Source organism: Variovorax sp. LjRoot130 (assembly GCF_964253755.1).
Taxonomy (GTDB): domain Bacteria; phylum Pseudomonadota; class Gammaproteobacteria; order Burkholderiales; family Burkholderiaceae_C; genus Variovorax.
This window is the reverse complement of record NZ_CAXURM020000001.1, coordinates 5,628,800-5,641,837: the sequence shown is the minus strand read 5'-3', so window position 1 is coordinate 5,641,837 and position 13,038 is coordinate 5,628,800. Positions and strand designations below refer to the sequence as shown.

9 protein-coding genes are annotated in these 13,038 nt (G+C 67.6%); 7 read left to right on the top strand and 2 right to left on the bottom strand.

Going from position 1 to position 13,038, the window contains the following annotated elements; genetic code table 11:
* The first annotated feature begins 17 nt into the window (after positions 1 to 17).
* Both ACSQ86_RS27935 and ACSQ86_RS27930 read left to right on the top strand, forming a co-directional pair.
* Positions 18 to 737, top strand: a complete 720-nt coding sequence (locus tag ACSQ86_RS27935; protein ID WP_436310050.1) for a heme-copper oxidase subunit III family protein — start codon at positions 18 to 20, stop codon at positions 735 to 737.
* A gap of 11 nt (positions 738 to 748) precedes the next feature.
* Positions 749 to 1,063 carry a cytochrome C oxidase subunit IV family protein gene (locus ACSQ86_RS27930; protein WP_093108644.1) on the top strand — a complete coding sequence of 105 codons (315 nt, stop codon included), beginning with the start codon at positions 749 to 751 and terminating at the stop codon, positions 1,061 to 1,063.
* 10 nt (positions 1,064 to 1,073) lie between these two features.
* Here ACSQ86_RS27930 and ACSQ86_RS27925 read toward each other — a convergent pair whose 3' ends face one another.
* Entirely contained in the window at positions 1,074 to 2,705 is a 1,632-nt protein-coding gene (locus ACSQ86_RS27925) for an MFS transporter (RefSeq protein ID WP_436310049.1), read from the bottom strand.
* 6 nt (positions 2,706 to 2,711) lie between these two features.
* Positions 2,712 to 3,224: an Lrp/AsnC family transcriptional regulator gene (locus ACSQ86_RS27920; RefSeq protein ID WP_093108646.1), complete on the bottom strand. Its 513-nt coding sequence runs from the start codon at positions 3,222 to 3,224 to the stop codon at positions 2,712 to 2,714.
* Positions 3,225 to 3,402: 178 nt separating this feature from the next.
* Here ACSQ86_RS27920 and ACSQ86_RS27915 point away from each other — a divergent pair, with 178 nt between their 5' ends.
* The 5 genes from ACSQ86_RS27915 (at position 3,403) to ACSQ86_RS27895 (ending at position 13,033) form a co-directional block, all read left to right on the top strand.
* Complete coding sequence (locus tag ACSQ86_RS27915) at positions 3,403 to 7,008, top strand: indolepyruvate ferredoxin oxidoreductase family protein (RefSeq protein WP_436310048.1); 3,606 nt, start codon at positions 3,403 to 3,405, stop codon at positions 7,006 to 7,008.
* A gap of 207 nt (positions 7,009 to 7,215) precedes the next feature.
* Complete coding sequence (gene yajC, locus ACSQ86_RS27910) at positions 7,216 to 7,551, top strand: preprotein translocase subunit YajC (protein WP_436310047.1); 336 nt, start codon at positions 7,216 to 7,218, stop codon at positions 7,549 to 7,551.
* 92 nt (positions 7,552 to 7,643) lie between these two features.
* Positions 7,644 to 9,524, top strand: coding sequence for a protein translocase subunit SecD (gene secD, locus ACSQ86_RS27905; RefSeq protein WP_436305958.1), 1,881 nt, complete (start codon positions 7,644 to 7,646; stop codon positions 9,522 to 9,524).
* A 12-nt stretch (positions 9,525 to 9,536) separates the two neighbouring features.
* Positions 9,537 to 10,490 carry a protein translocase subunit SecF gene (gene secF, locus ACSQ86_RS27900; protein WP_214695092.1) on the top strand — a complete coding sequence of 318 codons (954 nt, stop codon included), beginning with the start codon at positions 9,537 to 9,539 and terminating at the stop codon, positions 10,488 to 10,490.
* 128 nt (positions 10,491 to 10,618) lie between these two features.
* Positions 10,619 to 13,033 (top strand): DUF1631 family protein, encoded by a 2,415-nt coding sequence (locus ACSQ86_RS27895; RefSeq protein ID WP_436310046.1) that lies wholly within the window; start codon positions 10,619 to 10,621, stop codon positions 13,031 to 13,033.
* The last annotated feature ends 5 nt before the right edge of the window (positions 13,034 to 13,038 follow it).

Below are 13,038 nucleotides of genomic sequence, written 5' to 3'. Positions count from 1 at the left end.
GATAGAGGAAGCTTGCCATGAACACTGCCGCATCGATCGCGCAAATGCCCGTTGTGCCCGTTGTGCCCGTGGCCCCGGCCGCCACAGCCGAAGGCCTGCGCGGGCTGATCGCCGACTGGTCCTCCGACCGCGAAGCCTTCCACGTCTCGTGGGGCAAGGCGATGATGTGGATCTTCCTCTTGAGCGACACCTTCATCTTCAGCTGCTTTCTCGTCGGCTACATGACGGTGCGCGTCTCGACCGTCGTGCCCTGGCCCAATCCGAGCGAGGTGTTCGCGCTGCACGTCGCCGGTGCCGACGTCCCGCTGCTCCTGATCGCGATCATGACCTTCGTGCTCATCAGCAGCAGCGGCACGATGGCGATGGCCGTCAATTGCGCCTACCGCGGCGACAAGGTGAACGCCGCCACGCTGATGCTGGTGACCGCCACCTGCGGCGAGATCTTCGTCGGCATGCAGGCCTTCGAATGGTCGAAGCTGATCATGGAAGAGGGCGTGCGGCCCTGGGGCAACCCGATGGGCGCGGCGCAGTTCGGCTCGGCCTTCTTCATGATCACCGGCTTCCACGGACTGCACGTGTCGGGCGGCGTGGTGTTCCTGTTCATCATCGCCTTCAAGCTGCTGCGCGGCGACTACGACCGCGGCGGCAACTACCAGATCGTCGAGATCGTCGGCCTGTACTGGCACTTCGTCGATCTGGTGTGGGTGTTTATTTTTGCGCTCTTCTATCTCTGGTGAGGACTTCGACCATGAACCCCGGCACCGGCCAGCAACATCCGATCAGCCTCTACCTCAAGATCTGGGGGCTCCTGTTCGTGCTCAGCACGATGTCCTACCTGGTGGACTACCTCCATGTGCAGGGCTATCTGCGCTGGGGCCTGATCCTCACCTTCATGCTGCTGAAGGCAGGCCTGATCGTCGCGGTTTTCATGCACATGGCCTGGGAACGGCTGTCGCTGGTCTACGCCATCCTGCTGCCGCCGCTGGCCCTGCTGGTGCTGGTCGGCCTGATGGCGGCGGAGGCCGGCCACACCTTGCTGGCGCGGCTGCTCTTCTTCAATTGACGGCTTGCGCTCAGCGCCGCACCACGTAGCGCGTCACCACCGGCACCGTTTCACCCTGGTGGAAGGCCAGGCGCCGCTCGCGCAGCGCCATGTCGGCCGCGGTCGCGCGGTGGAAGCGGCGCAGATGCTCGGTCCACGATTCGTCGACGATCTCCTCGACGTAGCGGCCTGGCTCGGCGATGTCGTGCAAGAGCTCCCAGCCGATCGCGCCCTGGCCGAGGCGCGCGCGGCGCGTCTGCTGCATCACGATGTGGAAGGCGGCGGCGCGCGCGGGGTCGATCATGTATTCGACGGTGATCACCACCCGCCCTTCCTCGCCCGGTGCCTCCGCCGGCGGGCCCGCGGCCCAGCCCTTGCGCGCGGGGCTGGTGTCGTCTTCCTCGCCGACGCCGTCGGTCACGTAGCGCAGCGCGACCAGCATGCACGCCGTGCCGCTCACGGCCGCGATCCCGAGGCTGATGTAGAGCGAGGAGAGCTCGGCCACCTGGCCCCAGAGCGCGGCACCGAAGGCGCTCGCGCCCATGATGGCCATCTGGTACATCGACATGCCGCGCGCACGCACCCAGTCGGGCAGCGCGAGCTGGGCCGAGACCGAGAGCGAATTGGCGACCGTGATCCAGGCCATGCCGCCGAGGAACATCGCCGGTACCGCGATCCAGGCGTTGGGCGCCACCGCCATCACGGCCGTGGCGCCGGACTGCAGCATGGCGCCGCGGATCACCAGCTGGTCGCGCGCGAGCGCCTGGCGCAGCCGCGGCAGGAACAGCACCGCCACGATCGCGCCCGAGCCCATGGCCGCCAGCAGCAGCGTGAAGGTGCCGGCCCCGCCGCCTTGCAGGTTGCGCGCCAGAAGCGGCAGCAGCGCGAGCAGCGCGGTCGAGTGCAGGAAGAAGATCGAGATGCGCGTGAGCACCGCGCGCATGCGCTGCGACTGGCGCACGAACTGCACGCCGACGCGCATCGCGCTGATCAACCGTTCGCGGCCCAGCGGATTGGGCTTGTGCTCGCGCCGCCAGCGCAGCACGATGAAGCCCGAGGCCACGCACAGCACGGCGTTGAGCCCGAACACCCAGACGCTGCCGGCGCTCGCGATCAGCGTGCCGGCCAGCAGCGGCCCGACGATGCGCGAGGCGTTCATCGCCAGCCCGTTGAGCCCGAGCGCGGCCGGCAGGTGGGTGCGCGGCACCAGCTCGGGCACGATGGCGGAGAACACCGGCCAGCGCAGCGCCAGGCCGATGCCGTTGGCGAAGGTCAGAGCCAGCAGCAGCGGCGCGCTCATGAGGTCCAGCACCACGGCGCCGCACAGCACGATGGCGGCGCCGGCGAGCCAGAACTGGGTCGCGACCAGCCAGCGCCGCCGGTCCAGGATGTCGGCCAGCGCGCCGCTCGGCAGCCCGAGCAGGAACACCGGCAGCGTGGAGGCCGATTGCACCAGCGCAACCCAGATCGGCGAAGTGGTCAGCGAGGTCATCATCCAGGCCGCCGCCACGTCGTTCATCCACATGCAGATGTTGGCGACCAGCCAGGTGCTCCACAGCATGCGGAACACCGGCTGCTTGATGAGTGGTTCGAAGGGGCCGATGCGCGGCGGCTGCGCGCGCGTCGGGGCGATGGGGGTTTCCTCGGTCGAGATCGGTGGCATGAGCCGCTATTGTCCCGCGCCCGGCTTCCCGGACTTCGCCGGCTTCTTCGCCAGGTGGCCCAGCGGCAGCGCGCGGCTGGCCTTGACCTCGCCGAGAGAGAAGCTGGTGTGCAGGTCTTTCACGTTGGGCAGGTGCATCAGGCTGTTGAGCGCGAAGCGCGAGAAGCCGTCCAGGTCTTCCGCCACCACCTGCAGCTCGAACATGCCGGTGCCGCTGATGTAGTGGCAGGCCACCACCTCGGGCAGCTTGCGGATCGCCTCCTCGATCTTGCGCGTGACCTCGCCGGTGGCGCGGTCGGTGTCCAGGCGCACGAAGGCGAGCACGCCCAGGCCGATCTTGTGGCGGTCGATCTCGGCGTGGTAGCCGCGGATGTAGCCGGCCGTTTCCAGCGCGCGCACGCGGCGCCAGCAGGGCGCCGCCGAGAGCCCCACGCGCTGCGCCAGCTCGGCGTTGGTGAGCCGGGCATCGGCCTGCAGTTCTTGCAGGATCGCGAGGTCGAACTTGTCAATGCTTTCCATGAAGGCCTAGTTTAAGCAAGATCCTTCCAAAAAGCCTGCTTGAACGGGCAAAGAACGCAAACACCTATCAAGGCGGCAGGCATACACTTTGCGAGCATGATGGCTGCGGGAAATGTTCTACCCGGACGCCTCGCCCACCCAATCGCCACGCCCACAAGGCACAGCCACGGAGACAACGATGAACGCACCGCTGCCGGAGCACATCCGCAAGGCCCTAGAAACGGTCACGCTCGACGACAAATACAGCCTGGACTACGGACGCGCTTTCATGAGCGGCGTGCAGGCCCTGGTCAAGCTGCCGATGCTGCAGCGCCTGCGCGACAAGCAGGCCGGCAAGAACACGGCCGGCTTCATCAGCGGCTACCGCGGCTCGCCGCTCGGCGGCTACGACCAGGCGCTCTGGAAGGCCAGCAAGTACCTGAAGGAACAGCACATCGTGTTCCAGCCGGGCGTGAACGAAGAGCTTGCGGCCACCGCGCTCTGGGGCACCCAGCAGCTCGGCTTCTCGCCCGCGGGCACCAACAAGTACGACGGCGTGTTCGGCATCTGGTACGGCAAGGGCCCGGGCGTGGACCGCTGCTCCGACGTCTTCAAGCACGCCAACATGGCCGGCACCACGCCCTGGGGCGGCGTGATCGCGGTGGCCGGCGACGACCACATCTCCAAGAGCTCGACCGCGGCGCACCAGAGCGACCACATCTTCAAGGCCTGCGGCACGCCGGTGTTCTTCCCGACCAACGTGCAGGAGATCCTGGACCTCGGCATCCATGCCTTTGCGATGAGCCGCTTCGCCGGCATCTGGTCGGGCATGAAGACGATCCAGGAGATCGTCGAGTCGAGCGCCACCGCGATGATCGACCCGGAGCGCGTCGAGATCGTGATGCCCACCGACTTCCAGATGCCGCCCGGCGGCCTGCACATCCGCTGGCCCGACCATGCGCTGGAGCAGGAAGCGCGGCTCATGCACTACAAGTGGTATGCCGCGCTGGCCTACATCCGCGCCAACCGGCTCAACCACAACGTGATCGAAGGCCCGAACGACCGCTTCGGCATCATGGCCAGCGGCAAGGCCTTCAACGACACGCGCCAGGCGCTGATCGACCTGGGCCTGGACGACGCGGCCTGCCGCCAGCTCGGCATCCGGCTGCACAAGGTCGCGGTGGTGTGGCCGCTGGAGGCGCAGCTCACGCGCGCCTTCGCGACCGGCCTGCAGGAGATCCTGGTGGTCGAGGAGAAGCGCCAGGTCATCGAATACCAGCTCAAGGAAGAGCTCTACAACTGGCGCGCCGACGTCCGGCCCAACGTGGTCGGCAAGTTCGACGAGGGCGAGGTGTACGAGGCCGAGGGCTACTCCGGCGGCGAATGGTCGATGCCCAATCCGACTTCGCACACGCTCTTGCGCTCCAACGCCGACCTGAACCCGGCACTGATCGCCAAGGCGATCGCCCAGCGCCTGAAGAAGAGCGGCCTCCTGGCTGCCGCCGGCGCCGACATGGCCGCGCGCATCGATGCGCAACTGGCCATCCTGGAGGCCAAGGAGCGCGCCATGGCCGCGCCACAGGCCACCGGCGTCTCGGACGCGGGCCGCCAGCCCTGGTTCTGCTCGGGTTGCCCGCACAACACCAGCACCGTGGTGCCCGAGGGCTCCCGCGCGATGGGCGGCATCGGCTGCCACTTCATGGCGACCTGGATGGACCGTTCCACCATCGGCTTCACGCAGATGGGCGGCGAGGGCGTGCCATGGGTCGGCCAGCAGCCCTTCACGACCGACCAGCACATCTTCGCCAACCTCGGCGACGGCACCTACTTCCACAGCGGCCTGCTCGCCATCCGCCAGAGCATCGCGGCCGGCGTCAACATCACCTACAAGATCCTCTACAACGACGCGGTCGCCATGACCGGCGGCCAGCAGGTCGGCGAGCGGCCCGAGGGCCATTCGGTGCTGCAGATCGCGGAGAGCCTGCATGCCGAAGGCGCGGTCAAGGTGGTCGTGGTCACCGACGAGCCGGAGAAGTATGAAGGCGTGAACGTGCCCGGCCAGGACGTGAAGGTGCGGCATCGCGACGAGCTGGACGAGATCCAGCGCGAGTTCCGGGAGATCAAGGGCACCACGGCCATCATCTACGACCAGACCTGCGCCACCGAGAAGCGCCGCCGCCGCAAGCGCGGCACGGCCGTCGATCCGGCCAAGCGCGTGGTCATCAACGAGCTGGTCTGCGAAGGCTGCGGCGACTGCAGCGTGCAGAGCAACTGCCTGTCGGTGGAGCCGCTGGAGACCGAGTTCGGCCGCAAGCGCACCATCAACCAGAGCACCTGCAACAAGGACATGAGCTGCCTGAAGGGCTTCTGCCCGAGCTTCGTCACCGTCGAAGGCGGCCAGCTCAAGAAGAAGGCGAAGGACAGGTCCGCCACGCCCGCCGAGCTGGGCGCGCTGACCGAGCCGGCACTGCCTTTGCTCGCCGGGGGCAAGGTCTGGGGCGTGGTGGTGGCGGGCGTCGGCGGCACCGGCGTCATCACCATCGGCCAGCTGCTGGGCATGGCGGCGCACATCGAGGGCAAGGGCATCGTCACGCAGGACGCGGCCGGCCTGGCGCAGAAGGGCGGCGCCACCTGGAGCCATGTGCTGATCGGTGACACGCAGGACGACATCCGCACCACGCGCGTGGGCACCGCGGCGGCCGACCTGGTGCTGGCCTGCGACCCGCTGGTCAGCGTCAATGCCGAAACCATGGCGCGCATGCGCGAAGGGCGCACCCATGTCGCGCTCAACAGCCACAGCACGCCGACGGCCGCCTTCGTGCGCAACGCCAACTGGCAGAACCCGCAGGAAGCCTGCGCCGCCGAGATCGCGCGCGCGGTGGGAGCCGAAGGCGTCGGCGCCTTCGACGCGGATGCGGCCGCGACTTCGCTGATGGGCGACACCATCTACGTCAACCCGATGATCCTGGGCTATGCCTGGCAGAAGGGCTGGATCCCGCTCGAGCATGCCTCGCTGATGCGCGCGATCGAGCTCAACGCGGTGGCGATCGAGAACAACAAGGCCGCTTTCGAATGGGGCCGCCAGGCCGCGCAGCGCCCCGAGGCGGTGCAGAAGCGCGTCTCGCCCGGCCAGATCATCGAGTTCAAGAAGCGCGACACGGTCGAGAGCCTGGTCGAGCGCCGCGCCGAGTTCCTCACCGGTTACCAGAACTCGGCCTATGCCGGGCAATACAAGGCCTTCGTCGCCAAAGTGCAGCAGGCAGAGTCGGCGCTGGGCAAGACCAGCCTGACCGAAGCGGTGGCGCGCTACCTGTTCAAGCTCATGGCCTACAAGGACGAGTACGAAGTGGCGCGCCTGCACACCGACCGCAGCTTCCTCGACCGCGTCGAGGGCATGTTCGAGGGCGACTTCAAGCTCAACTACCACCTGGCCCCGCCGATCATCGCCAGGCGCAACGCCAAGGGCGAACTGCAGAAGCAGAAGTTCGGCCCCGCGATGCTGACCGGCTTCCGGCTGCTCGCCAAGCTCAAGGGTCTGCGCGGCACGGCGCTCGACGTCTTCGGCCGTACCGAGGAACGCAAGACCGAGCGCGCGCTGATCGCCGAATACCGCGCCAGCATCGACGAAGTGCTGGCCGGGCTGAACGGCGGCAACCACGCGCTTGCCCTGGAGATCGCCAGCCTGCCCGAGCAGATCCGCGGCTACGGCCATGTCAAGGAACGCAACCTGGCCGCGGCGCGCACGCGCTGGGCCGAGCTCGTGGCCAAGTGGCGCGACCCGCGGTCGCAGCGCGCCGCGGCCTGAGGCCGGCGCCGGCAGGTCGCCGGGCCTTGCCCTGAAAGCCCCGAACGCCCCGCCGGGTTAGCCCCGCCGGGGTGAACGCCGCCGAATACAATGTTCGATGCTGTGCGCGGCCAGGCCCCGCGCTGCGCGGCTGCGTCATGCGGCCGCGGAAGCGTGAACCCCGGCTGGGGTTCACGCTCTTATCACTTCCCTCTGCTGGAGACTTCCTTGTTCATTTCCTCTGCTTTCGCCCAGACCGCGCCTGCTGCTGCTGCCGGCGGCGGCGACATGATGTCCTCGCTCGGCAGCATGCTGCCGCTGGTGCTGATGTTCGTGGTGCTGTATTTCGTGATGATCCGCCCGCAGATGAAGCGCCAGAAGGAATCCCGCGCCATGATCGACGCCCTGGCCAAGGGCGACGAGGTGGCGACCGCCGGTGGCCTGCTCGGCAAGATCACCCAGCTCGGCGACCAGTACCTGACGGTCGAGATCGCCAAGGGCGTCGAAGTGCAGCTGCAGCGCTCGGCGGTCGTGCAAGTGCTGCCCAAAGGCGCCATCAAGTAATCCATCCCCGTTCGCCCTGAGCTTGTCGAAGGGCCTCTCCCGGCTTCGACAAGCTCAGCCCGAACGGTTCGGCTCAATTTCCAAGCGCGATCATGAACCGTTACCCGGTCTGGAAGTACGCGATCATCGTGATCGTGCTGCTCGTGGGGCTGATCTACGCCCTGCCCAATTTCTTCGGCGAGGCGCCTGCGGTGCAGGTGTCCGCGGGCAAGTCGACCGTCAAGGTCGATGCCGGCACCCAGGCCCGCGTGGCCGAGGCGCTGAAGGCCGCCGGCCTCACGCCCGATCTGTTGACGCTGGACGCCACCTCGATGCGCGCGCGCTTCGCCAGCACCGACGACCAGCTGAAGGCGCGCGACGTGCTGCAGCGCGCGCTGGTGCCGGATCCGAGCGACCCGCCCTACATCGTGGCGCTCAACCTGGTGTCGCGCTCGCCGGCCTGGCTCGCCGCGCTGCATGCCTATCCGATGTACCTGGGCCTGGACCTGCGCGGCGGCGTCGACTTTCTCCTGCAGGTCGACATGAAGGGCGCCATCGATAAGCGGGCCGAGTCCTTCGCCAACGACCTGCGCTCCGGCCTGCGCGACAAGAACGTCCGCGGCACCTCGGTCACCCGCAACGGCCAGACCATCGAAGTGCGCTTCCGCGATGCCGCCGGGCTGGAAGCGGCCAAGGCGCTGATCCAGGACCAGTTCGCCGACCTCGCGACGACCGACAGCCAGGAAGGCAGCGAGTGGAAGCTCGTCGCCACCATCAAGCCCGAGGCCGCGCGCCGGCTGCAGGACGCGGCGCTCAAGCAGAACATCACGACCCTGCACAACCGGATCAACGAGCTCGGCGTGGCCGAGCCGGTGATCCAGCAGCAGGGCCTGGACCGCATCGTGGTGCAGCTGCCGGGCGTGCAGGACACGGCCAAGGCCAAGGACATCCTGGGCCGCACCGCCACGCTCGAGATGCGCCTGGTGGACGAGTCCGCCGAAGGCCGCGCGGCCGAAACCGGCAGCGGCCCGGTGCCCTTCGGCTCCGAGAAATTCCTCGACCGCGAAGGCCGCCCCGTCATCGTCAAGAAGCAGGTGCTGGTGACCGGCGAGAACCTTACCGATGCGCAACCCGGCTTCGATTCGCAGACCCAACAGCCCAAGGTCGACCTGACCATGGACGCCAAGGGCGGCCGCATCATGCGCGATGTGAGCCGCGAGAACTTCCGCAAGCGCATGGCGATGCTGATCTTCGAAAAGGGCAAGGGCGAAGTCCTGACCGCACCGTCGATCAACGGCGAGCTCGGCAACCGCTTCCAGATCTCGGGTTCGATGACCGTGGTCGAGGCCAACGACCTCGCGCTGCTGCTGCGTGCCGGCTCGCTGGCCGCGCCGATGGAAATCATCCAGGAACGCACCATCGGCCCGAGCCTGGGCGCCGACAACATCCAGAAGGGCTTCGACAGCGTGATGTACGGCTTCGCCGCGATCATGGTGTTCATGTGCCTCTACTACGCGCTGTTCGGCGTGTTCTCGTCGATCGCGCTGGCGGTCAACCTGCTGCTCCTGGTGGCGGTGCTGTCGATGCTGCAGGCCACGCTCACGCTGCCCGGCATCGCGGCCATGGCGCTCGCGATCGGCGTGGCCATCGACTCCAACGTGCTGATCAACGAGCGCGTGCGCGAGGAGCTGCGCGGCGGCGCCTCGCCGCAGGCGGCCATCCATGCGGGCTACGACCGCGCCTGGGGCACGATTCTCGATTCCAACGTGACCACCCTGATCGCGGGCATCGCGCTGCTGGCCTTCGGCTCGGGCCCGGTGCGCGGCTTCGCCGTGGTGCACTGCATCGGCATCGTCACCTCCATGTTCTCGGCGGTGTTCTTCTCGCGCGGCCTGGTGAACTTCTGGTACGGCAGCAAGAAGAAGCTCAAGAGCCTGTCGATCGGTACGGTCTGGAAGCCGGACGCCAGCAAGGCCACGGCCGACGCCAAGTAAGGGAACAGAAAAATGGAGTTCTTCCGAATCCACCGGACCATCCCGTTCATGCGCCATGCGCTGGTGCTGAACGCGATCTCCGTCATCACCTTCCTGCTGGCGGTGTTCTTCCTGTTCCATCGCGGGCTGCACTTGTCGGTCGAGTTCACCGGCGGCACCGTGATGGAGGTCGCCTACCAGCAGTCGGTCGACGTCGGCAAGGTGCGCGAAACCATCGGCAAGCTCGGCTACCCCGACGTGCAGGTGCAGAACTTCGGCACCTCGCGCGACGTGCAGATCCGCCTGCCGGTGCAGAAAGGCCAGACCTCGGCCCAGCAGAGCGAGCAGGTGATGGCCGCGCTCAAGGCGGTCGACCCATCGGCCACCCTGCGCGGCAACGAATTCGTCGGCCCGCAGGTGGGCGAGGAGCTCACCACCAACGGCCTCAAGGCGCTGGGCATGGTGGTGGTCGGCATCATGATCTACCTGGCCTTCCGCTTCGAATGGAAGTTCGCGCTCGCCACCGTGCTGGCCAACCTGCACGACGTGGTGATCATCCTGGGCTTCTTCGCCTTCTTCCAGTGGGAGTTCTCGCTGGCGGTGCTGGCGGCGGTGCTGGCGGTGCTGGGATATTCGGTCAACGAGTCGGTGGTCATCTTCGACCGGGTGCGCGAGAACTTCCGGCGCTACCGCAAGATGACGACGCGCGAAGTCATCGACAACGCGATCACCTCGACCATCAGCCGCACCATCATCACGCACGGTTGCACCCAGCTGGTGGTGCTTTCGATGTTCTTCTTCGGCGGCCCGACGCTGCACTATTTCGCGCTGGCGCTGACCATCGGCATCCTGTTCGGCATCTACTCGTCGGCTTTCGTGGCGGCGGCGATCGCGATGTGGCTGGGCGTCAAGCGGGAGGACCTGGTCAAGGGGCCGGTCAAGCGCGAGGGCGATCCGGACGATCCGAACGCAGGCGCCACCGTGTGAACGGCGCGCCCTCGGCCCCGACTTTCGTCTGTTGGGGTTGCTGCCGAGCGGGGCCTGCTCTTGTGCGGTTACGCTTCCCGAGGCAAGCTCGCGCCTGAAACGTTTTTAATTAGCCGTCGCTACTGTCCATGATCTCGCGGTCTCCAGCTTCCTCCCAGCAACTCGCTCGCGAGACGCGCGAACGCTTCGTCGCCGCCACCGAAGGTGCGATCCCGCCGGTCGCCCACGCGATCCGCGAGCGGCTGGCCGCCCTCGCCGGAATGACCGGCAACGTGCGCCAGATGCAGGAGAACCGCGACGACTACATCGCTTTCCAGGCCCAGGGGTCGAGCTGGGTGCCGCTGTCGCAGACTGCATGGCGCAAGGCGTTGATCGGCAGTACCGGCAGCGGGCCTTCGGTCAACTCGCTGTCGCGCCTCGAACTGATCGGCGACGAGGTGGTGGAGACCGGCATCCTGTACTCCCGCCTGGCCCAGGCGATCCAGGACAAGGCCAGCTTCGAGCTCAACGACCTGCGGCTGCGCATCCAGCATCTCGAAGGCACGGCCGAGCTCAACGCCAAGGACATCCTCAAGCCCGAAGCGCTGGCCAAAGTGCTGGTCGACCAGTGGCTGGCCGCCGGCCTGAGCCGCAGCCTCTGGACCAAGGTGCAGGACGTGGTGCAGCACCAGCTGGTCGACGTGATCTTCAAGGCCTACAAGGAATCCAATGCCTTCCTGATCGAGAAGGGCGTGATGCCCGAGATCGATCTCAAGAGCTTCGTCAAGCGCACGGGCAGCGTCAATTCCGGCACGGCGACGCTCGGGACCAGTTTTGCCCATGCCGGCAGCGCGCCGATGGGCGTGGGCGGCCCGCCCGTTGCCTTCGGGGCGCCCCCGGGCAGCTTCGCGCCGGCGGCGATCGGCGTCGGCCGCGGACCGGGCACTGCCGGCGGCGACACGCTGGTCGCGACCGGCGGTTCGCCGCTGGTCCTTGCACGCCAGCGGGCGCAGGGCGTGCTGCTCAATCTCAAGCGCTTCGTGACCGCGCGCATCGGCGGCGATCTCTCCCAGCAGCGCGCAGCGGCGGCGGGCAGCATGGCTGCAGGCGGCGGTCACGGTGGTCACGGGGGTCACGGTGGTGGCGGTGGTGGCGGTGGTGGCGGTGTGGGCCTCGGCGCACCAGCCTTCGCCGCCGCGATCGCCGATGCGGAAGCGGCCTACCAGATGATGTCCTCGCAGTACGTGGTCGGCAACGAGGCCACGGCGATTCACCAGACCGCGGCCGAAATGCGCCGGCGCACCAGCGAACTCAAGAAAAAGGCGCCGACCACCGCCGACAAGGCCACGGTCGAGATCGTGGCGCTGATGTTCCAGGCCATTCTTGCCGAGGAGCGCATCCCGTTCTCGGCGCGCGTGTGGTTCGCGCGGCTGCAGATGCCGGTGCTGCGCGTCGCGATCGCCGAGCCGGAATTCTTCGGCACGCTGCAGCACCCCGCGCGCATGCTGATCGACCGCATGGGTTCCTGCGTGATGGGCTTCGACGCCGCCGCCATTTCGGGCAGCGCACTGGAGGGCGAGATCCGGCGCGTGGTCCAGGTGATCGAGCAGTACCCCGAAACCGGCCAGCGCGTGTTCAAGCTGGTGTTCGACGAATTCGTCGCCTTCCTCAACAAGTACCTGACGCAGAGCGACGCCACCCAGCGCCTGATGAGCGTGGCGCAGCAGGTCGAGCAGAAGGAGACGATGGCGATCCAGTACACCATCGAGTTGCGCAAGATGCTCAACGACATGCCGGTGCGCGAGGAGATCCGCGAGTTCCTGTTCAAGGTCTGGGCCGAGGTGCTCGCGATCGCGGCGCTGCGCCACGGCGCCCAGGACGAGCAGACGGTGACGCTCAAGCGCGCCGCTTCCGACCTGGTGTGGGCTGCGAGCGCCAAGCCCAACCGCAACGACCGCGCCCGCGTGATCCAGGACCTGCCCCAGCTGCTGCAGCGCCTGCGCCAGGGCATGAGCCTGCTGGGCATCGTCGGCGATCCGCAGGAGGCGCACATCAAGACCATCGGCGCCACCTTGTCCGATGCCTTCCTGTCGAAGACCGAGGCCATTCCGCCGGCCAAGATCGAGGCCATGGCCAAGCGCCTGGCCAACCTCGAGGATTTCGTTTCCGACGACGACGGTGCAACCGACCTGCCGCTGGACGCCGCGAGCATCGAGCTGCTGCTCGGGGTCGACGCGGCTTCGCTCGAGATCGTGCCCGACACAGGCACCAAGGTCGGCGAGGACATGCTCGCGTGGGCGCGCGAACTCCAGGTCGGCACCTGGTTCATGCTCGACCACAACGACCGCGTGAGCCAGGTCCAGTTCGTCTGGCGCAGCGAGCGCAAGCAATTGCACCTGTTCGCGTCGAGCGACGGGCGCAGCTTTCTGGTCCAGGTCGGGCGCTTGGCGTCCTATCTGCAGGCGGGTCTTCTGGTGCCGGCCGAGGAGGAAACGCTCACGGTGCGGGCCACGCGCGAGGCGCTGGCCAAGCTGGATGCCAATCCGGAGCGGCTGCTGAACTAGCCGGC

Coding starts and splice junctions, on each gene's coding strand:
- ACSQ86_RS27935 (WP_436310050.1), top strand. CDS start 18: ATGAACACTGCCGCATCGATCGCGCAAATGCCCGTTGTGCCCGTTGTG.
- ACSQ86_RS27930 (WP_093108644.1), top strand. CDS start 749: ATGAACCCCGGCACCGGCCAGCAACATCCGATCAGCCTCTACCTCAAG.
- ACSQ86_RS27925 (WP_436310049.1), bottom strand. CDS start 2,705: ATGCCACCGATCTCGACCGAGGAAACCCCCATCGCCCCGACGCGCGCG.
- ACSQ86_RS27920 (WP_093108646.1), bottom strand. CDS start 3,224: ATGGAAAGCATTGACAAGTTCGACCTCGCGATCCTGCAAGAACTGCAG.
- ACSQ86_RS27915 (WP_436310048.1), top strand. CDS start 3,403: ATGAACGCACCGCTGCCGGAGCACATCCGCAAGGCCCTAGAAACGGTC.
- secD (WP_436305958.1), top strand. CDS start 7,644: ATGAACCGTTACCCGGTCTGGAAGTACGCGATCATCGTGATCGTGCTG.
- secF (WP_214695092.1), top strand. CDS start 9,537: ATGGAGTTCTTCCGAATCCACCGGACCATCCCGTTCATGCGCCATGCG.
- ACSQ86_RS27895 (WP_436310046.1), top strand. CDS start 10,619: ATGATCTCGCGGTCTCCAGCTTCCTCCCAGCAACTCGCTCGCGAGACG.